At 72.5% G+C, this 20,327-nt stretch carries 20 protein-coding genes and 1 riboswitch; of the genes, 11 read left to right on the top strand and 9 right to left on the bottom strand.

Going from position 1 to position 20,327, the window contains the following annotated elements; genetic code table 11:
• Positions 1-93 precede the first annotated feature (93 nt).
• The gene (locus tag AC5L35_RS17615) at positions 94-873 is read right to left on the bottom strand and encodes a glutaminyl-peptide cyclotransferase (protein WP_495060710.1); all 780 of its coding nucleotides are present in this window, start codon (positions 871-873) and stop codon (positions 94-96) included.
• A 66-nt stretch (positions 874-939) separates the two neighbouring features.
• Between AC5L35_RS17615 and AC5L35_RS17610 the strand changes: the two genes are divergently transcribed.
• From AC5L35_RS17610 to AC5L35_RS17570, 9 genes are all read left to right on the top strand, one after another.
• Positions 940-1,680 carry a DUF3027 domain-containing protein gene (locus AC5L35_RS17610; protein WP_495060729.1) on the top strand — a complete coding sequence of 247 codons (741 nt, stop codon included), beginning with the start codon at positions 940-942 and terminating at the stop codon, positions 1,678-1,680.
• Positions 1,677-4,646, top strand: a complete 2,970-nt coding sequence (locus AC5L35_RS17605) for a sacsin N-terminal ATP-binding-like domain-containing protein (RefSeq protein WP_495060709.1) — start codon at positions 1,677-1,679, stop codon at positions 4,644-4,646. Before AC5L35_RS17610 ends, AC5L35_RS17605 begins: the two co-directional genes overlap by 4 nt.
• A gap of 30 nt (positions 4,647-4,676) precedes the next feature.
• Positions 4,677-5,990, top strand: a complete 1,314-nt coding sequence (mshA, locus tag AC5L35_RS17600) for a D-inositol-3-phosphate glycosyltransferase (protein ID WP_495060708.1) — start codon at positions 4,677-4,679, stop codon at positions 5,988-5,990.
• Positions 5,987-6,481, top strand: coding sequence for a type III secretion system chaperone family protein (locus AC5L35_RS17595; RefSeq protein ID WP_495060707.1), 495 nt, complete (start codon positions 5,987-5,989; stop codon positions 6,479-6,481). Before mshA ends, AC5L35_RS17595 begins: the two co-directional genes overlap by 4 nt.
• 57 nt (positions 6,482-6,538) lie before the next feature.
• A complete protein-coding gene (locus tag AC5L35_RS17590) occupies positions 6,539-7,558 on the top strand; it encodes an NAD(P)/FAD-dependent oxidoreductase (protein WP_495060706.1) in 1,020 nt (339 codons plus the stop codon).
• Entirely contained in the window at positions 7,555-8,184 is a 630-nt protein-coding gene (locus tag AC5L35_RS17585) for a class I SAM-dependent methyltransferase (protein WP_495060705.1), read from the top strand. Before AC5L35_RS17590 ends, AC5L35_RS17585 begins: the two co-directional genes overlap by 4 nt.
• A gap of 86 nt (positions 8,185-8,270) precedes the next feature.
• Positions 8,271-9,287, top strand: coding sequence for a DUF4349 domain-containing protein (locus AC5L35_RS17580; RefSeq protein ID WP_495060704.1), 1,017 nt, complete (start codon positions 8,271-8,273; stop codon positions 9,285-9,287).
• Between the two features lie 303 nt (positions 9,288-9,590).
• Entirely contained in the window at positions 9,591-11,171 is a 1,581-nt protein-coding gene (locus AC5L35_RS17575; protein WP_495060703.1) for an AMP-binding protein, read from the top strand.
• Positions 11,172-11,258: 87 nt separating this feature from the next.
• Positions 11,259-11,340: riboswitch (ZMP/ZTP riboswitch) on the top strand.
• A 16-nt stretch (positions 11,341-11,356) separates the two neighbouring features.
• On the top strand, positions 11,357-12,253 hold the full coding sequence (locus AC5L35_RS17570; RefSeq protein ID WP_495060702.1) for a bifunctional 5,10-methylenetetrahydrofolate dehydrogenase/5,10-methenyltetrahydrofolate cyclohydrolase: 897 nt from the start codon (positions 11,357-11,359) through the stop codon (positions 12,251-12,253).
• Here the strand turns inward: AC5L35_RS17570 and AC5L35_RS17565 are convergent.
• From AC5L35_RS17565 to AC5L35_RS17545, 5 genes are all read right to left on the bottom strand, one after another.
• Entirely contained in the window at positions 12,238-14,628 is a 2,391-nt protein-coding gene (locus AC5L35_RS17565) for an ATP-binding cassette domain-containing protein (protein ID WP_495060701.1), read from the bottom strand. The two genes, AC5L35_RS17570 and AC5L35_RS17565, sit on opposite strands and share 16 nt — an antisense overlap.
• 47 nt (positions 14,629-14,675) lie before the next feature.
• The gene (locus tag AC5L35_RS17560; RefSeq protein ID WP_495060700.1) at positions 14,676-14,900 is read right to left on the bottom strand and encodes a hypothetical protein; all 225 of its coding nucleotides are present in this window, start codon (positions 14,898-14,900) and stop codon (positions 14,676-14,678) included.
• Between the two features lie 5 nt (positions 14,901-14,905).
• Positions 14,906-15,316 (bottom strand): VOC family protein, encoded by a 411-nt coding sequence (locus AC5L35_RS17555; RefSeq protein WP_495060699.1) that lies wholly within the window; start codon positions 15,314-15,316, stop codon positions 14,906-14,908.
• A gap of 5 nt (positions 15,317-15,321) precedes the next feature.
• Positions 15,322-15,771, bottom strand: coding sequence for a helix-turn-helix transcriptional regulator (locus AC5L35_RS17550; protein ID WP_495060698.1), 450 nt, complete (start codon positions 15,769-15,771; stop codon positions 15,322-15,324).
• Positions 15,772-15,994: 223 nt separating this feature from the next.
• Positions 15,995-17,182: an FAD-dependent monooxygenase gene (locus tag AC5L35_RS17545; RefSeq protein ID WP_495060697.1), complete on the bottom strand. Its 1,188-nt coding sequence runs from the start codon at positions 17,180-17,182 to the stop codon at positions 15,995-15,997.
• Between the two features lie 63 nt (positions 17,183-17,245).
• Here AC5L35_RS17545 and AC5L35_RS17540 point away from each other — a divergent pair, with 63 nt between their 5' ends.
• Complete coding sequence (locus AC5L35_RS17540; RefSeq protein ID WP_495060696.1) at positions 17,246-17,842, top strand: TetR/AcrR family transcriptional regulator; 597 nt, start codon at positions 17,246-17,248, stop codon at positions 17,840-17,842.
• A 178-nt stretch (positions 17,843-18,020) separates the two neighbouring features.
• Here AC5L35_RS17540 and AC5L35_RS17535 read toward each other — a convergent pair whose 3' ends face one another.
• Both AC5L35_RS17535 and AC5L35_RS17530 read right to left on the bottom strand, forming a co-directional pair.
• Positions 18,021-18,602, bottom strand: a complete 582-nt coding sequence (locus tag AC5L35_RS17535) for a nucleotidyltransferase family protein (protein ID WP_495060695.1) — start codon at positions 18,600-18,602, stop codon at positions 18,021-18,023.
• A gap of 122 nt (positions 18,603-18,724) precedes the next feature.
• Entirely contained in the window at positions 18,725-19,174 is a 450-nt protein-coding gene (locus AC5L35_RS17530; RefSeq protein WP_495060728.1) for a GNAT family N-acetyltransferase, read from the bottom strand.
• 108 nt (positions 19,175-19,282) lie between these two features.
• On the opposite strand from AC5L35_RS17530, the gene AC5L35_RS17525 reads away from it, so the two are divergent.
• Positions 19,283-19,897 (top strand): IniB N-terminal domain-containing protein, encoded by a 615-nt coding sequence (locus tag AC5L35_RS17525; RefSeq protein ID WP_495060694.1) that lies wholly within the window; start codon positions 19,283-19,285, stop codon positions 19,895-19,897.
• Positions 19,898-19,915: 18 nt separating this feature from the next.
• Here AC5L35_RS17525 and AC5L35_RS17520 read toward each other — a convergent pair whose 3' ends face one another.
• Positions 19,916-20,269: a DUF1636 family protein gene (locus AC5L35_RS17520; protein WP_495060693.1), complete on the bottom strand. Its 354-nt coding sequence runs from the start codon at positions 20,267-20,269 to the stop codon at positions 19,916-19,918.
• Positions 20,270-20,327 lie beyond the last annotated feature (58 nt).

Raw genomic sequence — 20,327 nt, 5'->3', positions numbered from 1 at the left:
AACGGGCGACTCGCGCGCGGGAAAGCGGCGACTCGCGGGCACGAACAGGGCGACTCGCGGGTCGGGATCGGGCGACTCGCCGGGGGGCTCGGGTCAGCGGGGGACGAAGCGCACGCGGAAGGTGGTCGGCCAGAGCTTCCCGGTGATCAGGAACTCGCCGTTGCCCAGCGACGCGATGCCGTTCAGGACGTCGGTGCGGGAGCGTTGCTCCGGGGTGAGCAGGCCGCTCGCGTCGATCACCGCGGTGACGTTGCCCGTGCCCGGGTCGATGCGCACGATGCGGTCGGTCTGCCAGACGTTGGCGTAGACCTGCCCGTCGACGCACTCCAGCTCGTTGAGCTGGGTGACCGGCTGCCCGTCGAGGGTGACGGCCACGGAACCGGTCTCGGCGAACGTGGTGGGGTCCTGGAAGTGCAGCCGGTTGGTGCCGTCACTGCGCACCAGCTTGTCCCCGTCGTGGCAGAGCCCCCAGCCCTCGCCCGTCAGCGGCACCTCGCGGAGCAGCGTGAACGTGTTCCGGTCCCACTCCAGCACGACGTGGTCGCGCCAGGTGAGCTGCCAGATGCGGTCGCCGACCACGGTGATGCCCTCGCCGAACAGCTGCCGCGGCAGCGAGACCGACCGGCGGACGGCACCGGTGACGGGGTCCAGCTCGCGCAGCTGCGACCGTCCGGCGAGGCCGGTGCCCTCGTACAGGCTCCCGCCGGCCAGCTCGAGGCCCTGGGTGAACGCGGCGGGATCGTGCGGCAGCTCGGCCAGGACCTCCGTTCGCAGCTCGGGTGTTCCGGGGGCTTGCGCGGGGACGGGGGACGCGGCAGCGCAGCCGGCGACCGTCATCAGCAGTGCTCCGACGAGTGCACGCCCGAAGGTCATGGCGCAGAGGGTGGCACAATCCCTACGGTGGAAGCCGTAGCGACCCTCGCCCCGCCCGTCCGGTTGATGGATGCGGTGGAGCAGGCCCGCGCCGCCGCCGTCGACGAGGCCGCTCTCGACATGGGCGCCCGGGCCGCAGCCGAGGCCGTCGGGGAGCACCTCGACGCCGTCTCGGAGGGGCCAGGGGGCGTCACCCACTACTTCGCCGCCACCCACGGCGGCTACCGCGGCTGGCGGTGGTCGGTCACGCTGGCCTCCGGCGGTGATGACACGCCGATCACCGTGAGCGAGGTCGTGCTGCTCCCCGGGGCGGACGCGATGGTGGCGCCTGTCTGGGTGCCGTGGGAACGGCGGATCCGGCCCGGCGACCTCGGTGTCGGTGACCTGCTGCCCACCCCCGAGGGCGACGAGCGGCTCGTTCCCGGCTATCTCGCCTCCGACGACCCGGCCGTCGAGGAGGTCGTGCTGGAGGTCGGCCTCGGCCGCCCCAAGGTGCTGTCGCACCGCGGGCGTGAGCTGGCGGCGCAGCGATGGTTCGAGGGGGAGCACGGCCCGGCATCGGACATGGCCCGCTCCGCCCCGGGTCGCTGCGGGATGTGCGGGTTCTTCCTGCCGGTCGCGGGGTCGTTGCGCGGGGCGTTCGGGGTCTGCGGCAACGAGTACGCGCCGGCCGACGGTGCGGTCGTGGCCGTCGGGTTCGGCTGTGGGGCCCACTCCGACGTGCAGGTCGAGCCCGTCTCGCCGGTAGCCGTCGCCGAACTCGTGTACGACGACGGCGTCGACCTGGAGCCGGTCGGCAAGGAGTGACCGCTCCCAGCGTCGGCGGAGCGCGCGTCGACTTCGATCCTTTCGGCACGGCTGCTCTGCGCGCCGCCGTGCTCGACTCGTGGGCCGGTTCGCCCACCCGCTTCCGGGAGGACGCCAACGCCGAGGAGGACCTGCGCCTCGGCGGCTACGCCGACGCATGGTTCGTCGAGCTCGCCCAGAACGCCGCCGACGCGGCCCGGTCCGCCGGGGTGCCGGGGCGCCTGCGCGTCGACGTCGTCGACGGCGAGCTGCGGGTGGCCAACAGCGGCACGGCACTGGACGCGTCCGGGGTGGCGGCGCTCGCGTCGCTGCGCGCCTCGGCCAAGCGCGACGATCCGGGGGCCGTCGGCCGGTTCGGTGTCGGCTTCGCCGCGGTGCTGGCCGTGTCCGACGCGCCTCGCGTGGTGAGCAGCGCAGGCGGGGTGGCGTTCTCCGCGGCCCGCACGGCGGAGGCGGTCGCCGCGCTGCCCGGACCGGCGGCGGAGCTGGCCCGCCGGGACGAACCGCCCGTGCTGCGGCTGGTGTGGCCCGTCGCCGAGGAGCCGCCCGCCGGGTTCGACACCGAGGTCCGGCTGCCGCCGCGGCCCGGGGTGGACGTCCACGCGCTGCTCGCGCAGGCCCGCGACAATGCGTCCGACCTGCTGCTGGCCCTGCCCGACCTCACCGAGATCGCGGTACGGGACCACGTCGTGGCGCGGGTGGACGGCCCGGCGCCCGGCGAGGTGACGATCGGCTCCCGGCGCTGGCTGCTCGCCCGGCGCAGCGGCACGCTCGCCGCCGCCGACGCGCACTCACAGGCCACGGAGGAGCGCGACCGCCGGGACTGGTCGGTCTGCTGGGCGCTGCCGCTCACCGCCGACGGCGCCCCCGACCCGCTGGGCGAGGACGTCCTGCACGCACCGACGGCTGCCGCCGAGCGCCTCGCGCTGCCCGCACGGCTGATCGCCACCGTGCCGCTGGAGCCCGACCGTCGCCGCGCCCGCTCCGGCCCGGCCACCGAACGGGTGCTGGCCGGGGCGGCGGAGGCCTACCTCGACCTGGTCCGGCAGGTCCCGCCCGCCCAGCGGCTCGCGCTCGTGCCCGAGCCGGGTTTTCCGCGCTCCGAGCTCCACGGGCGGCTGCGTGACCTGCTCCTCGACGCCCTGCGCGGCGCCGCCTGGCTGCCCGGGGCTGCGGGCACCGAGCTCGTGCCGGGCCGCGCGGAGTGGCTCGACCTGCCCGGCGTCGACCTCCCCGCCGCGCCGCTGCCCGCGCTGCTCGCCGAGGCGGGATTCGACCGGCTGCTCGGGGCGGTGTCCGCAGGGGCAGTCTCCCGCGCTGTCCGAGCGCCGACCGCCCTGGCCGAGCTGGGCGTCCACCGCCTGACGGCCACGGAGCTCGTCACGCGGCTCTTCGGCGTCGAACGGCCGCCGTCGTGGTGGCGCGCGCTCTACGCGGAGCTGGCACCGCCGGCCGAGATCGTTCCCGGCCTGGTCGACGAGCTGCGGGCGCTCCCGGTCCCACTCGCCGACGGTCGGGTGGCCGCCGGTCCGGCCACGGTGCTCCTGCCACCCGAACAGGCCGCCGACGCCGGGCCGACCGCAGCTGTCGGGCGCATCGCGGCGCTCGCGCTGCCCGGCCTGCACGTGGCCCACGCAGCGGCGGTGCATCCGCTGCTCACCCGCCTCGGCGCGGTCGAGGCCGACCCGGCCGGTCTGCTCGAACACCCGGCGCTGGCCGAGGCCGTGGAACGCTCGGTGGACGACGCCGAGGCCGGGCTGGACACCACGCCCCTCGCCGAGGCGGTGCTGGAACTGGTGGCCGAGGTCGGCGCCGTGCCTGCCGGCCTCGCCGCGCTGGCGCTGCCCGATCGCGAGGGGCGCCCGGCCCGGGCCGACGAGCTGATGCTGCCCGACGCCGCGCTGCGCCCGCTGCTCGCCGCCGACGTCCCGCTCGACGTCCTCGACCCGGAGTTCGCGGCGCGCGTGCCGCGGGCCGCGCTCACGGCAGTCGGCGTGGTGGACGGGTTCGCGGTGCTCGTCGACGAGGAGCCGGCGGAACCCGACCACGACCTCGACGACGAGGAACGCTGGTGGGACTCCCTCGAGACCCCGCCTGCGCGGCTCGTAGCGGTCCGGGATCTCGACCTCGTCGACGACGAGGCGTGGCCCGCCGCGCTCGCCCTGCTCGGGGCCGAGCGCGAGACGAGGGCCGCGCTCACGGCTCCCGGCTCGTACACCGCGTGGTGGCTGAACCGGCACGCCCGGATCGGCGGCCGCCGCCCCGGCCACTGGCGCCTCCCGACCGCGCACGACCTGGCCGCGCTGTACGACCCGCCGCCCTGGCCCGAGGGGACGCCCGCCGCCGCCGACGAGGCCGTGCTGGCGGCGATCGGGGTGCGCGCCGACCTCACGATCTCCGACAGCGCGGTGGCCGCCGACCTGCTCGCCCGGCTGGTCGACCCGGCCCGGCATCCCGACGCGGCGCTCGTGGCCGACGCGCACGAGGCACTGGCCGAGGCGGTCGCCACCGGTCGCGTGGATTCCGCCGACATCGACATGCCGGAGCAGGTCAGGGCGCTCGACGGTTCCGTCGCGGACGTCGACGTCGCCATGGTGCTCGACGCGCCGTGGCTCGCGGCGGTACTGCCGCCCGGCGAGCTCGTGACGGGCGGTGATCCGGTGGCGCTGGCCGAGCTGCTGGACCTGCCGGTGGCGTCCGAGATCGTCGCCGCGGAGGTGGAGGGGCCAGGACGCCCGGTCCGCTGGGCGGAACTCGGCGAGGTCGTCGTGGCGTGTCACACGCTCGGGGTACCTGTGCCCAGCGGTGAGCTCTCCATCCACGACGAGCTGTGGGTGGCTGTCCGGCGCCCGCTCACCGGCCGGTTCAGCGTTCTGAGCTGGCGCGATGCCTCGGGACGGTGGCATGCCACCGACCCGCTGCGCGCCCTGCTCGGCTTCCTGACCGAGGACGACGCCCTCGGGTGAACAGCCGGAACGCGTGCTAGACAGGACGCTGTGACCCTCGCCAGCGACGGTGCGACACGGCGGCCCCGCCGGGTCTGCCTGCTCTCCGTGCACACGTCGCCCCTGGAACAGCCGGGCACCGGTGACGCGGGCGGCATGAACGTCTACATCGTGGAGACCGCCACGCGGATGGCGCAGCGCGGCGTCGACGTCGAGATCTTCACCAGGGCCACCTCGTCGGAGAACCCACCGGTGGCAGAGCTCGCCCCGGGCGTGCTCGTCCGCCACGTGGCGGCCGGCCCGTTCGAGGGCCTCGGCAAGAACGACCTCCCGAGCCAGCTGTGCGCCTTCACCGCGGGCGTGCTGCGCGCCGAGGCCCGTCACGAGCCCGGCTACTACGACGTGGTGCACTCGCACTACTGGCTCTCCGGTCAGGCGGGCTGGCTCGCCCGTGACCGCTGGGGCATACCGCTGGTGCACAGCGCCCACACGCTGGCGCGGGTCAAGAACGCGGCGCTGGCCGACGGCGACCCGCCCGAACCGATGGTGCGGGTGATCGGCGAGGACCAGGTGGTGGCCGAGGCCGACCGGCTCATCGGCAACACCGACGAGGAGACGCGTCAGCTCGTCGAGCTCTACGGCGCGGATCCGCGGCGCACCGTGGCCATCGCGCCGGGCGTCGACCTCGTCCGCTTCACCCCCGGCGACCGCGCCGCTTCCCGCAGTGTCCTCGGTCTCCCCGCCGACGCGATCGTGCTCGCCTTCGTCGGGCGGATCCAGCCGCTCAAGGCTCCCGACGTGCTGCTGCGCGCTGCGGCCGAACTGCTGCGCCGCAACCCCGCGCTGCGCTCGCGGCTCGTCGTGCTGGTCGCGGGCGGACCGTCCGGCAGCGGGCTGGCCGAGCCGACGGCACTCCACGAGCTGGGTGCGTCCCTCGGGATCACCGACGTCCTGCGCTTCCTGCCGCCGCAGACCAGGGAGAGCCTGGCGCACGTCTACCGGGCGGCCGACGTCGCCGCCGTGCCGAGCTACAACGAGTCCTTCGGGCTGGTGGCGCTCGAGGCACAGGCGTGCGGCACCCCGGTGGTCGCGGCCCAGGTCGGCGGGCTGCCGGTGGCGGTCGCCCACAACCGCTCCGGGCTGCTGGTGCCCGGGCACGGGGCGGAGCAGTGGGCCGACGCGCTCGCTGCGGTGGCCTGCGTCCCCGCCAGGCGCGACGAGATGGGTGCCGCGGCGGTGCGCCACGCCCGGATGTTCTCCTGGGACCGCACGGCCGACGCGCTGCTCGACACCTATGCCGAGGCCGCGGCGGAGTACGCGGAACGCCAGGGGCTCGTCGTGCGCCCGACCATCCCGGCGCGATGAGCACCGACGACGTCGCCGCCGTCGAGGCGACGGTGGCGGCCGCACTCGCCGAGCTGGACGTGGACCACCAGCGGCGCGACTCCGGGCAGTTCCTCGTGACCCTGCCCGGCACCAACCGGCTCCAGACGCACTGCTGGCTGCTGGTCGGGGAACACGCGTTGTTCGTGCAGGCCTTCGTGTGCCGGCAGCCCGACGAGGACCACGACGTGGTCTACCGGTTCCTGCTGCAGCGCAACGCCCGGCTCTACGGCGTGCACTACGCGCTGGACCGCATCGGCGACATCCACCTCATCGGCAGGCTCGGCCTGCACGCCGTCACCACCGCGGAGGTCGACCGCGTGCTCGGGCAGGTGCTCGAGGCAGCCGACGGCGACTTCAACACCCTCCTCGAGCTCGGCTTCGCGTCCTCGATCCGGCGGGAGCACGCCTGGCGGCAGGAACGCGGGGAGAGCCTCGCCAACCTGAAGGCGTTCGAGCACCTCTTCGGTTGATTGCCGGATCGGCAAGGAAACTTGTCAGCCCGGCGTCTTGAGACGGACAGTCGGCGCATGGACGACAACACTCACTCCGACGTCATCGTGATCGGCGGCGGCGCCGCCGGACTCAGCGGCGCGCTGACGCTGGCCAGGGCGCGCCGCTCGGTGCTGGTGCTCGACGACGGTCACCCCCGCAACGCCCCCGCCGACGGCGTGCACGGCTTCCTGTCCCGCGACGGCATCACGCCGTCCGAGCTCGTCGGCCTCGGCGCCGCCGAGGTCACCGGCTACGGCGGCACGATCGTCCACGCCCGGGTCACGTCGGCCCGCCCGGACGGCGACGGGTTCGTGATCGGCACCGACAGCGGCCGCACGTTCACCGCGCGCCGGCTGCTGGTGACCACCGGGCTGGTGGACGAACTGCCCGACATCCCGGGCGTGACGCCACGCTTCGGCCACGACGTCCTGCACTGCCCCTACTGCCACGGCTGGGAGGTCCGCGACCAGCCGATCGGCGTGCTGGGCACCGGGCCGTTCGCCGCGCACCAGGCGCTGCTGTTCCGGCAGTGGAGCGACGACGTGACCCTGTTCCTGCACACCGCGCCCGACCCGACCCCCGAGGAGTCGGAGCAGCTCGCCGCCCGCGGGATCACCGTCGTCGAGGGTGAGGTCGCCGCGCTGGAGAGCACCGACGACCGGCTCACCGGCGTGCGGCTGGCCTCGGGGCACGTCGTCCCGGTGCGCGCGGTGACGGTCACGCCGCGGTTCACCGCCAGGAGCGACGTCCTGGTCGGCCTCGGTCTCACGACCGTGGAGCACCCCATGGGCGTCGGCACGTACGTCGAGACGGACGACCGCGGCCTGACCGCGGTGCCCGGGGTGTGGGCCGCGGGCAACGTCACGGACCTCATGGCCCAGGTCATCGGGGCCGCCGCGGCCGGCGTCATGGCCGGTGCGGCGATCAACGCCGACCTCGTCGGCGACGACGCCCGCCTCGCCGTGAAGAGTCACCGAAAGTTGCAGCAAAGCCACGTTGCTGCAATGGAATTGCCTGAACGTGGCTTTGCTGCAACCGCTGGGGAGGTCCGATGACGGACGAGCGCTTCAGGGGACCGTTCTGGGACGAGCGCTACGGCTCGGTCACCCGCATCTGGAGCGGTGAGCCGAACCCGCACCTCGTCACGGAGGCCGCAGGCCTCGCGCCGGGCACCGCTCTCGACGCCGGCTGCGGAGAGGGGGGCGATGCCTACTGGCTCGCCCGGCAGGGATGGCGGGTGACCGCCGCGGACGTCTCCGCCGTCGCCCTGGAACGTGCCGCCGCCCACGCCGACCCGGACCTCGCCGACCGGATCACCTGGCAGCAGGCCGACCTCCTCGCCGGGTGGGCTCCCGAGCCGCTGGCCTACGACCTCGTCAACGTGCAGTTCGTGCACTTCCCCAGCGCGCTGCGGGGGCCGGTGTACGACCGGCTGGCCGCGGCGGTGGCGCCCGGCGGAGTCCTGCTGATCGTCGCGCACCACCCCTCCGACCTTGCGACGACGATGCCCCGGCCGCAGGAGCCCGACCTGTTCTTCACCGCCGAGGAGCTCGCGGACTCCCTCGACCCCGGCCGATGGGACGTGCTCGTCGCCGAGGCCAGACCGCGCCTCGCCACCGACCCGGAGGGCCGGGAGGTCACCATCCACGACGCCGTGCTCGCGGCGCGGAGGCGCCCGTGATGTGATCGTGATGTCGAGGGGCCAACCTCGGCGCAGGCGCCCACCGTCCTCCTGCCGGAACCCGGTCGCACCGGGGCGAGGAGGCGATGACGGTGACCCGATGGCGCAGGCGTAGGACGGTGCTCGTGGCGGTAGCGGTGCTCGGGGTACTGGCGGTCGGCACGGGTGTGGTGCTGACCGGCTACTCGGAGCCCGGCTCCGTCGGGTCCACGGCCGTCGCGCCCGCTCACCCCCGGCCGGTGCTGCCGGGCGGTGAGGAGAAGCGCGCCCAGGAGAAGAGTGCACTGACCGACGCAGCGGCCACGGCCGTCGCTCCCGGGTTCGCCGCGGAAGGCGGCCGCGCTGCGCTCCCGCCGGACCGCCCGTCCGGTCCCAACGTTCCGATCGGCACGGTGCAACGGTCGCTGGTGCGCACGGCGCAGCTCTCCGTCGAGGTGTCCGACCCGGCGGCGTCGTCCCGGCAGGTCCGCACCGCGGCCGCCGCGGCGAACGGGTTGGTCACCGAGGAGCAGTCGAGCGACTCGGGGAGCTGGGTGGTGCTGCGCGTGCCCGCCGAGTCGCTCGAGCGGCTCATCGATGACATCGCGGCCGTCGGTCGCGTGGTCGGACGCACGACGCAGGTACTCGACGCCACCGAGGAGGTCGTCGACCTCGACGCGCGGGTCGCGAGCCAGCAGGCGAGCGTGGCGCGGGTGCGGGCGCTGCTCGCCCAGGCCGCCTCCATCGGCGACGTCGTGGCCATCGAGTCCGAGCTGTCGCGCCGCGAGGCCGACCTCGACTCGCTGACGAGCAGGCTCGAGGCACTCCGCGAGCAGGTGGCCCTGTCGACGTTGACGGTGGATCTGCGGGCGACGGGCACGCCCCCCGCTGCCGACCCGGCACCTCCCGGTTTCCGGGACGGTCTCGCGTCGGGCTTGGCCGGGCTGCGCACCCTCGGATCGGCCGCGCTGGCGGTGGTCGGGTTCGTGCTGCCGTTCCTGCCGGTGCTCGCCGTGCTGGGCGGGATCGCCTGGCTGGTGCGGCGGATCGCGCGGGCCCGGCGGACGCCGGCGGCGGCGGGAGCAGGCGGGCGGAGCGGCCCGGGATCTGAGGGGGAGTCATGAACTCGGGCCACTCCGCGATGAACCGCCACATCGGCCACGCGATCGGGGGCACCGCGCGGTCGTGGGCTCCGGATCACGGCGAGGGGACGCCGTGACCGGCTCGGTGCCGGCGAGTGGGGCTCGCCGGACCGACGCCGATCACGATGACAGTGAATCATGACCGGAACAACACTTTCGTGTTACCCCATTCGGGTGTTTCGGTCACCGGTCACCCGTGGTCACGTTGCACTTACAGTGAGATCGGCCACTCTGTACGCCGTTCGGCGGACACCGAGGTGCCCTAACTGCCAAGGAGGCGTGGGAATGCCCGTTCGCAGCCCGTACCCGGACGTCGAGATCCCGGACGTGTCGCTCTTCGACTTCCTTTTCGACGACTTCGGCGAGAGGGCCGATGGCCGGGCGTTCGTGGACGGGGGGTCGGGAGTCTCGCTGACCTTCGCCGATATGAAGGGCATGGTCCTGAGACTTGCCGCGGCGCTGGCGGAACGCGGCGTCGGCGCAGGTGACGTGGTCGGGCTCTTCGCTCCGAACACGCCCTACTACCCGGTCGTGTTCCACGGCGTCCTGCGGGCCAACGCCATCGTCACCAGCGTCAACTCGCTCTACACCCCGGGCGAACTGGCTCACCAGCTCACCGACTCGGGCGCCAAGCTGCTGTTCACGGTCTCGGCGTTCCTCGACCGCGCCACCGCGGCGGCCGACGAGGTCGGCCTGCCGCCGGAGTCGATCATCCTGCTGGACGCCGCACCGGAGACGGGCCACCACTCGCTCCGCGACCTGCTGGGCACCACGGCCGAGCCCCCCGCGCAGACGGTGGGCGCGGGCGACACCGCAGTTCTGCCGTACTCGTCGGGCACCACCGGACGGGCCAAGGGTGTGATCCTGACTCATCGCAACCTGGTGGCGAACCTCCTGCAGATCGAGCAGCCGTCGAACGTCACCCCGGACACCACGATCCTTGCGGTGCTCCCGTTCTTCCACATCTACGGGATGACCGTGATGATGAACCAGGGTCTGCACCGGCAGTGCACTGTGATCACAATGCCGAAATTCGATCTGCAGGAATTCCTTCGGGTCATCTCGGAGTACCGGATCAGCCGCATCTACATCGCGCCACCGGTGGCTGTCGCGCTCGCCAAGCACCCGATCGTCGACCAGTACGACCTGTCCTGCATCGACGTGATCTTCTCCGGAGCGGCCCCGCTCGACGCCGAGCTCGGCCGCGCCGTCGCCGCGCGTCTGGGCTGCACCGTGCTGCAGGGCTATGGGATGACCGAGCTGTCCCCGGTGAGCCACGCCATGCCGGACGACGGCACCGACATCGACCTCAACAGCTCCGGGTTCGCCCTCCCGAACATCGAGTGCAAGCTCGTCGACCTGGAGACCGGCCAGGAGGTCGGCGCAGGCGAGCGCGGGGAGCTGTGGGTCAAGGGCCCCAACGTGATGAGCGGCTACCTCAACAACCCGGAGGCCACGGCGATCACCCTGGACGACGAGGGCTACCTGCACACCGGCGACGTCGCCACCGTCACCAGGGACGGCGTGTTCTCGATCGTCGACCGGGTCAAGGAACTGATCAAGTACAAGGGCTACCAGGTACCGCCTGCCGAGCTGGAGGCGCTGCTCCTGACCAACGACAAGATCGCCGACGCCGCGGTCATCGGGGTGAAGGACGCCGAGGGCGAGGAGGTGCCGAAGGCGTTCGTGGTCCGGCAGGCCTCCGGCGCGGACCTCACCGCCGAGGACGTCATGACCTTCGTCGCGGAGCGGATCGCGCCGCACAAGAAGGTGCGGGTGGTGGAGTTCATCGACGAGATCCCGAAGTCGGCTTCGGGCAAGATCCTGCGCAAGGACCTCCGCGCGCGGGAGGCGCAGACGACCTGACCCGTCCGAGCAGCCGGTCCCTGACCGGCCATTGGTCGCGGCCCGGCGCGTTCCGGCTTCCGTTCGGCTCGGGGGGTGGGGCATGCTGGGCCGCGACGTGACTGGCGGCTCGGGGATGGGCAACCATCAGGGAGCTTCATCGCGGGGATCGACCGCCTGGGTCCCCGTGCCGAGGTCACGTGCCCATGGTTTCCACCACCAGCACCGCCCGCCTGCTGCCGGGCGCACCCGTCGCGCGCCGGCTGCTCGATGACGTCGGGGAGCGATCGCGCGCTCTTCGTACGTCCGGAACGATCCCGTCGTTGGCCACCATCCTCGTCGGGGACGACGCCGCCAGCGCCGGCTACATCCGCATCAAGCAACGGCAGGCAGCCGACCTGGGCTTCTACTCGCCCCACGTCCACCTGCCCGCCGACACCACGGAGGACGATCTGCATCACGCGATCGCCGACCTCAACGACGATCCGGCAGTGCATGCCCTGCTGATCCAGTACCCGGTCCCGGATCACCTGGACTACGGGGCAGCTCTCATGGCCGTCGCGCCCGACAAGGACGTCGACGGGATGCATCCGACCAACCTCGGCAGGCTCGCAGCGGGCATCGCCGGTCCGACGCCGTGCACGCCCGCCGGGATCGAGGCACTCCTGGCCTACTACGAGATCCCGGTCAACGGCCGGGAGGTCGTGATCCTCGGCCGCGGTGCGACGCTCGGCCGTCCGTTGGCCATGCTCCTGGCCCAGAAGCGCCCCACGGCCGATGCCGCGGTCACCGTCGTGCACACCGGCGTCAAGGACTGGGGCCGCTACACCCGCCGCGCCGACGTCCTGATCTCCGCAGCCGGGGTACCGGGGATCGTTCAGCCGGAGCACATCCGTCCTGGTGCCACCGTCATCGGTGGCGGCGTCCGCTACGCAGGCCGTCGGCTGCTGCCCGACGTCGACGAGTCCTGCGCCGCGGTTGCCGGAGCCATCACGCCGAGGGTGGGAGGGGTGGGTCCGACCACCGTCGCGATGCTCTTCCAGAACGCGATCACTGCCGCTGAGCGGGCTGTCCGCGAGTCCCCTGATCAGGCGCCGATGTAGGCCGCGAGGTGCTCGCCGGTGAGGGTGGAGCGGTCGGCGACGAGGTCGGCGGGTGTGCCCTCGAAGACGATCCGGCCGCCGTCGTGGCCTGCGCCGGGGCCGAGGTCGATGATCCAGTCGGCGTGCGCCATGACGGCCTGGTGGTGCTCGATGACGATGACCGACTTGCCGGCGTCGACGAGCCGGTCCAGCAGACCGAGCAGGTGCTCGACGTCGGCGAGGTGGAGGCCGCTGGTCGGCTCGTCGAGGACGTAGACGCCGCCCTTCTCGGCCATGTGGGTGGCCAGCTTGAGCCGCTGCCGCTCGCCGCCGGACAGCGTGGTGAGCGGCTGCCCGATGGTGAGGTAGCCGAGCCCGACCGCGGCGAGCCGGCCGAGGATGGCGTGTGCGGCCGGGGTGCGCGCCTCCCCGGCGCCGAAGAACTCCTCGGCCTCGGTCACCGACATCGCGAGCACCTCGCTGATGTCGCGGCCGCCGAGGCGGTAGTTCAGCACCGACGCCTCGAACCGCTTCCCCTCGCAGTCCTCGCAGGTGGTGGCGACGCCTGCCATCATCGCCAGGTCGGTGTAGATAACGCCGGCGCCGTTGCAGGTGGGGCACGCGCCCTCGGAGTTGGCGCTGAACAGCGCAGGCTTCACGCCGTTCGCTTTCGCGAACGCCTTGCGGATCGGCTCGAGCAGCCCGGTGTAGGTCGCCGGGTTGCTCCGGCGCGACCCGCGGATCGCGCCCTGGTCGATCGCCACCACCCCGTCCCGGCCGGACACCGAGCCGTGGATCAGCGAGCTCTTCCCCGACCCGGCCACGCCGGTCACCACCACCAGCACTCCGAGCGGGATGTCGACGTCGACGCCCTGCAGGTTGTGGCGCTCAGCGCCGCGCACCTCCAGCGCCCCCGACGGCGTCCGCACCGACGGCTTGAGGGTGGCGCGGTCGTCGAAGTGCCGCCCGGTGAGCGTGCCACTGGCCCGCAGCCCCTCGACGGTGCCCTCGAACACCACCTCGCCGCCCGCGGTTCCGGCGCGCGGACCGAGGTCGACGACGTGGTCGGCGATCGCGATCGCCTCCGGCTTGTGCTCCACGACCAGCACGGTGTTGCCCTTGTCGCGCAACTGCCGCAGCAGGATGTTCATCCGCTGGATGTCGTGGGGGTGCAGCCCGATGGTGGGCTCGTCGAAGACGTAGGTGACGTCGGTGAGCGACGACCCGAGGTGGCGGATCATCTTGGTGCGCTGCGCCTCGCCGCCCGAGAGCGTGCCCGACGGCCGGTCCAGGGAGAGGTAGCCCAGCCCGATCTCCACGAACGAGTCGAGGGTCCGCCGAAGCGTGGTCAGCAGCGGCGCCGCCGACGGCTCGTCCACCCCGCGGACCCAGCCGGCCAGGTCGCTGATCTGCATGGCACAGGCATCGGCGATGCTGATCCCCGCGACCTTCGACGACCGGGCCGCCTCGCTGAGCCGGGTGCCGCCGCACTCGGGGCACGTGGCGAAGACGACCGCGCGGTCGACGAACGCCCGGATGTGTGGCTGCATCGCCTCCCGGTCCTTGGAGAGGAACGACTTCTGGATCTGCGGGATCAGGCCCGCATAGGTCAGGTTGATCCCCTCGACCTTGATCTTGGTCGGCTCCTTGTGGAGCAGGTCCTGGAGCTCGCGCTTGGTGAACTTCCGGATCGGCTTGTCCGGGTCGAAGAAGCCACAGCCGCGGTAGATGCGGCCGTACCAGCCGTCCATGCTGTAGCCCGGGACCGTGACCGCGCCCTCGTTGAGCGACTTGGTGTCGTCGTACAGCGCCGTCAGATCGAAGTCCGACACCGAGCCCATGCCCTCGCAGCGCGGGCACATGCCGCCGGTGATGCTGAACTCGCGACGCTCCTTCACCTTCTGCCCGCCACGGTCCAGGGTGACGGCGCCCGCCCCGCTGATCGAGGCGACGTTGAACGAGAACGCCTGCGGCGAGCCGATGTGCGGCCGGCCGAGGCGGCTGAAGAGGATGCGCAGCATGGCGTTGGCGTCGGTCACCGTGCCGACCGTGGAGCGGACGTTGGCCCCCATCCGCTCCTGGTCGACGATGATCGCGGTGGTCAGCCCGTCGAGCAGGTCGACGTCGGGCCGCGCCAGCGTGGGCATGAAGCCCTGCACGAACGCGCTGTAGGTCTCGTTGATCATCCGCTGCGACTCCGCGGCGATCGTGGCGAACACCAGAGAGCTCTTGCCCGAGCCGGAGACACCGGTGAACACGGTCAGCCGGCGCTTCGGGAGCTCCACGCTGACGTTCTTGAGGTTGTTCTCGCGCGCGCCCTGCACGCGGATCAGATCGTGGCTGTCGGCGACGTGCAGCGCAGGCAACTGCGTGTCCGTCCGCGTGGCCGTGCTCATCGTGTCTCCATCTGTCGCTCGGGGCGCGGTCGTGGTGTCCGTCGGTGTCACGTCTCGAGAGGGGTAGGCCGCCCGGTGCGCCACCTGCTGGCGTACGGCAGCGCGAACAGGTACACACCCGTGGCCATCAGCAGGGTGAGTGGGAGCAGCGGCAGGTAGAACACCCAGGAGGGCAGGCTGCCGGTCAGGGCGATGAAACAGATGATCACTGTTGCGGTGAAGACGATCGACAGCCAGCGGTGGGTCCACCGGACCCGCTTGTTCTGGTTCATCGCGTTCACCGCACCTCGAAGATGCGGATCATGTTGCCTGCGGGGTCGCGGAAGGCGCAGTCGCGAACGCCCCACGGCTGGGCGGTCGGCTCCTGGACGACCTCGGCGTCGCCTGCCTGCAGCCGCTCGAAGGTGCTGTCGAGGTCCTTGGTGGCCAGGTTGATGCCGGCGTAGGTGCCCTTGGCCATCATCTCGGCGACGGTGCGGCGCTCGTCGTCGGTGATGCCGGGGTCGGCGGCCGGCGGGTGCAGGACGATCGACGTGCCGGGCTGGTCGGCGGGGCCGACCGTGATCCAGTGCATCCCCCCGTACTCGACGTCGTTGCGGACCTCGAAGCCGAGGGTGTCGCGGTAGAAGGCCAGCGAGGCCTTCGGGTCGTCGTGGGGGAGGAATGTCTGGTAGATGCTGATGTCCATGGCGGTCACGCTAGGTGCGGCTCGCTGACCCGCGCTTCTCGATTCCTGATCGGTCTGGTCACCTGCTTCGCCACACATGGCGACATCCCCGCCGCCGCCTGTGTCTCCTGGCGCTGGTAGACGCTGGGCGGCACCCCGACCAGCTCGCTGAAGCGAGTGCTGAAGGTGCCCAGCGACGAGCAGCCGACCGCGAAGCAGACCTCGGTGACGCTGAGGTCGCCCCGACGCAGCAGCGCCATCGCGCGCTCGATGCGCCGCGTCATCAGATAGGAGTACGGCGACTCGCCGTACGCGCGCCGGAACTCGCGGCTGAGGTGCCCGGACGACATGTGCGCGCCGCGGGCGAGCGCTTCGACGTCCAACGGCTGCGCGTACTCCCGGTCGATCCGGTCGCGGACGCGGCGTAGCCGTGCGAGATCGCGCAGGTGTTGTGCCGTGGCCGGCCTGCTGGTCACCGCGAGATCGTGCCACGTCACGCTGCGGAGAGGCACCGTCTGCGCTCGGCGGGCGTCGGGATTCACCCTCGATTCGCCACGCGCGAGAGGACGTGAGCGTGCCAGAGGACCGACCTCGGCCAGCCTCACCTAGGAGCTGATCGACACCCCACCCGCGGTGGCAGCTGGGGTGGGGCAGCTCATGGCCGGGCTGGACTGGCCTACGGGGCGCTCGACTTCGTGGTCAACCCGGAGGGAGACTGGCTGCTCCGGGCTCGGTGTCGAACCCGAACTGTGCTGCCAGCGCCCGCGTGGCGAGAGCCTGCGGGACGCACCGAAACGCCGCGTCCCGCAGGCGGGCCCGGGCCCCGGTGAGCCGGAGTACCCGGTTCATCCTGCGGGCGTCTCGCTGTAGGGCGCCCGTACGACGGTGCCGGCGGGCGGAGTAGGCAATCAGGGCGTGGGGCACGTCTGTGGGGCCCGCTCCGGCGAGCTCGTTCCCGACGACCACAGCGTCCTCGAACGCCTGGCAAGCGCCCTGCCCGAGGTCGGGGGTCATCGCGTGGGCCGCGTCGCCGAGCAGAGCCACCCTTCCGACGGCGAGCACAGGAAGCGGCCATTTCAGTTGGGCCGTCTCGACCACGTGCACGCCCGCCGGCGGAGTCGCGTCGATGAGCGCGGTGACGCTCGGGTGCCAGTCGGCTCGGCGGCTGCGCAGCCATCGGTGCCGTTCGTCCGCCGTGGCGGTCGAGGCTCCGTCCTCCGCGCTCGCCTGCCAGGCCGAGTACCAGTAGATCCCGTCGTCCATCGGGAGGCAGCCGAACCGGTCTCCGGTGCGGTGGTCCAGCAGCTCACCGGCCACCATCGGCACGTTCGTCGGAGTCACAGCGGCGATGGCCCGCGCGGCCTTCTCGCCGGAACCGGCCAGGCCGGGATGGTCCGGGAACAGGGTGCTCCGGAGCCTGCTCCCGGCACCGTCCGCGACCACGACGGCGTCCGCCAGCAGGTCCGCCGCCCCATCGAGCTCGACGTGCGCGCCCACCTCGCGCACCGCGGTGACCGCGCAGCCCGTGCGGACGGCGTCGGCGGGGAGCGCCTCGGCCAGCAGACCGTGCAACCACGGCCGGGGCACGGCCACGAACGGTGCGCCGACGTGCTCGGCCATCGCGACCTGGTCGGTTGTGATCAGGGGGCGACCGTGCCGGTCACGCAGGGCAGCACCGCCGTCGAGCGGAACGGCGCGGGCCCGCACGGGTTTACCGAGTCCGAGCGCGTCCAGCGCCAGTACCCCGTTGGGCGGGAGACCGATTCCGGCGCCGGTCTCACGCGGCTCGGGCGCTCGTTCGAGCACCGTGACCTCATGTCCTGCCCGGTGGACGGCGAGTGCCGCCGCCAGCCCGCCCAGGCCCGCTCCTACCACAACGATGTGCATCTGCAGCCCCCCTCTACGCTTGTAGAGACTTTACGGCAAAATGCTCTACACGAGGTAGAGGAATTGAGCGATCGACGTACGGAGATCCTCGACGCGGCGCTGCATGTGCTGGCGGAGCAGGGCATGCGAGGCCTCACTCATCGGGCGGTCGATGCTGCCGCCGGGATCCCGCCCGGAAGTACCTCCTACTACTTCCGCAGCCGCTCCGCCCTGATCGCCGGGTGCGTCGAGCGGCTGCTGGAGATCGACATGCAGGTCGACCTCCCACTGGTGCGGTCCGGAGCGACGGACGTCACGAGCCTCGCGGCGGTCCTCGCTTCCGTCTGCGTCGCGATGGTGACGGGGGAGCGGTATCGCACCCTGGCCCGTTTCGAGCTGACGCTTGCGGCAGTGCGTGATGAGCACCTGCGTGCCGAGTTGCTGCGGGGCGGGGACACGATCCGCCGCCTGACCGCGGACCTGGTAGGGCCCCTCGGAGCGACGGACCCCGACCGGTCGGCCGATGAGCTGGCTGCCACGCTCGACGGACTGATCCTCACTGCCCTGGTGCGGGGTCCGCAGGATGAGTCGGCGCTGGCTTCCTGGTTGCGCACGGCGCTGGAGCGCGCGCTGCGAGCCCAGCCCGGGGTCGGGCTCAGAAGATCCTCTCCAGACGGCTGACCCACTCCTCCCAGCCGTCCCGCAGCGTGTCGTAGTACTAGGGCTCGAACTCGGGACTCGCCGACGCAGCCGTTGACGCTGCCGTCGTCCTCGTGCAGCTCGATGCGGTAGCGACCGCCGACGCGCACGTCGGCATCGACGACCGTGGCGAACCAGCGGCGCATCGGGGCGCGGCCGCTCACGGGGGGTCGGGCCAGGGGTCCACGACCAGGTCGGGCCATTCGCGCTGCCAGCGTCGGGCCTTCGCCTCGTAGACCGCACGTGGCGCCAGCCGCGGGTTGGGGCGTACCCGCTTCGCGAACAGGTCGGCGTAGCCGTGCGGCGCGTAGTCCATCAGCTCACCGCCTGCCGTCCGCGAGACACCGAAGCAGCAGGTCGTGGACGCGAAGTGGTCGATCGCGTCGGTCGAGCCGGTGAACCGGACGCCGGGGACGCCGAACCGGGCCTCGTACCAGAGGTGGACCCGTGCCTCGTTGCGCACCTCGACCGTCACCCCCAGGTCCCCGAACAGATCGTGAGCCCGGCGGATCACCGCGTCCTCGGCCTCGTAGGACAGGTTCGAGGAGTCGTAGTAGAAGAAGTCGTAGTCGGCGATGCCGGCACCGGGATCCCGCCCGTCCAGCACGTTCCACACGGTCTGGAACACCGCCCCGGCGGTCAACCACCAGTCCGGGACGCCGAGCGCCGGCCCGCGAAGAAGGATCGCCTCGTTCACCGGGTTCCGGCGGACGAGGGTCAGGAAACGGTCGCGCTGCTCCACGGGCGCAGTCTGTCGGGCGGATCAGCCCGTCCGCTGGGGCGGTCGAGCCATCGGTACTCGACGGCGCGCTGCGGCGACGTGGGGGACGAACGTGGTGATCGTCGGATGCCTCTGTCGGTTTCTCAGCTCACCGGGCCGGGTCCCGGGGCGGGAAGGGCGGCCGGACGTTCGAGGTAGCTGTCGTCGGGGCGGACGAACCCGAGCCGCTGGTAAAGGGTGTGGGCGTCGCGGGTGTGCAGCGCCCACCGGAAGAGCCGGCCGGGACCACCGTCGACCATGAACCGGACCAGCTCGACCCCGAGGCCGCCGCCGCGCGCCGACGGCTCGACGAACACGTCGGCCAGGTAGGCGAACGACACGCCGTCGGACACGGCCCGGGCGAAGCCCACCATGCGCCCCGATGCGGTCTCGTAGGCGGCAACGACCCGCCAGGCACCCTCGACCTGCTGGTCGACGTGGCCCCGCTCCCGCCACCGGCCCCAGTACGCCTCCGTGGACAGGAACTTCCACACCACGTCCCGGTCGACCCGCTGCCGGTCGTCGTCCAGCACGAACGCTCCGAACTCGAAGATCACGGGTCGACTCTGCCACCCGGTCCCCGCACCGCGTTCGGGAGGACGGGGCGGGGACGAGCGGATACCGTGGTGGGGGATCGATCGAGACCCACCGGGGAGGTCGCTGTGGCCCAGGCCCTGTCGTTGTTCGACTTCCTCCGCGGCCTCCAGACCGACGACGCCTTCCGTTCCGCGTTCACCGCGGACCCGGGTGCGATCTTGGCCGAGCACGGGTTGGGCGACCTGAGCCCCTACGACGTCCACGACGCCCTGGTGCTGATGGAGGACACCGAGACCGCCGAGTTCAGCCACGACTTCAGCGGCGCCGGAGCTCACCTCACACCGCCACCTCCGGACGGCAGCGGCGACGCCCACCAGTACCTGAGCGCGTATCTCGCCCCTACGTCCGCGGAGACGGACGGCGACTGGGATGCCGAGCACCTCGACCCCGACCTCGAGCCGCTGTTCGCGGCGGGCAGTGCGGACAGCGCATTCGGTGGTGGTGACAGCCTTGGTTTCGGTGAGGGAGCCGCCACCGTCACCGGCGGCATCGACCCGGATCCCGAGCCTCACTACGGCCTCGATGCCGGCTACCAGCCGGCGGCCGACGCCGACACGGGCGCACTGGACGACGACGCCGCCGAGTTCTCGGCCACCCCGGCCCACGCCGATGATCCGGATGCCGACCGGTACGCCCCGGCCGACCACGCCGACGGCGAGCACCACGCCCCGATCATCTGAGCTCGCCGGGGCATCGAGTCAGAACCCGTCCGGCCTGCGCTTCGGGGTGACGCTGCTGATCCGGTCGGCCAGCTCCGCCGGCACCTCCCAGTCCCCGGGAGTGCCGGACGCGCACGAGTCGTGGGCGGCGGCTGCGGCGATCACCGCCGCGGCGTCCCCCGCGTCCAGCCCGGAGAACCGGACCCGCGCCTTGCCCGGCCCGTCGACCGCCGCGACGCCGTGGTCGGGACAGCCGCCGAGGCACTGCACGTTCCGTACGGCGACCGGGGAACCGGCGGGGTGGTCGGCGATCGCGTCGGCGAGTGCACGGCCGAAGTCGCCGGTGGCGCGGCTGTCGTAGCGGGGGCAGGTGCGGCAGATCAGCAACGTCATCGCAGATCCTGGACGTCCGTGGAGCGGTGGGCCCGGGTGGTCCGAGCCCTGACGGGCC

The sequence above is a fragment of the Pseudonocardia sp. OZ21 genome (assembly GCF_059359135.1).
Note: the sequence above shows the minus strand (reverse complement) of the source record. Positions and strands in the feature narration are given on the sequence as shown.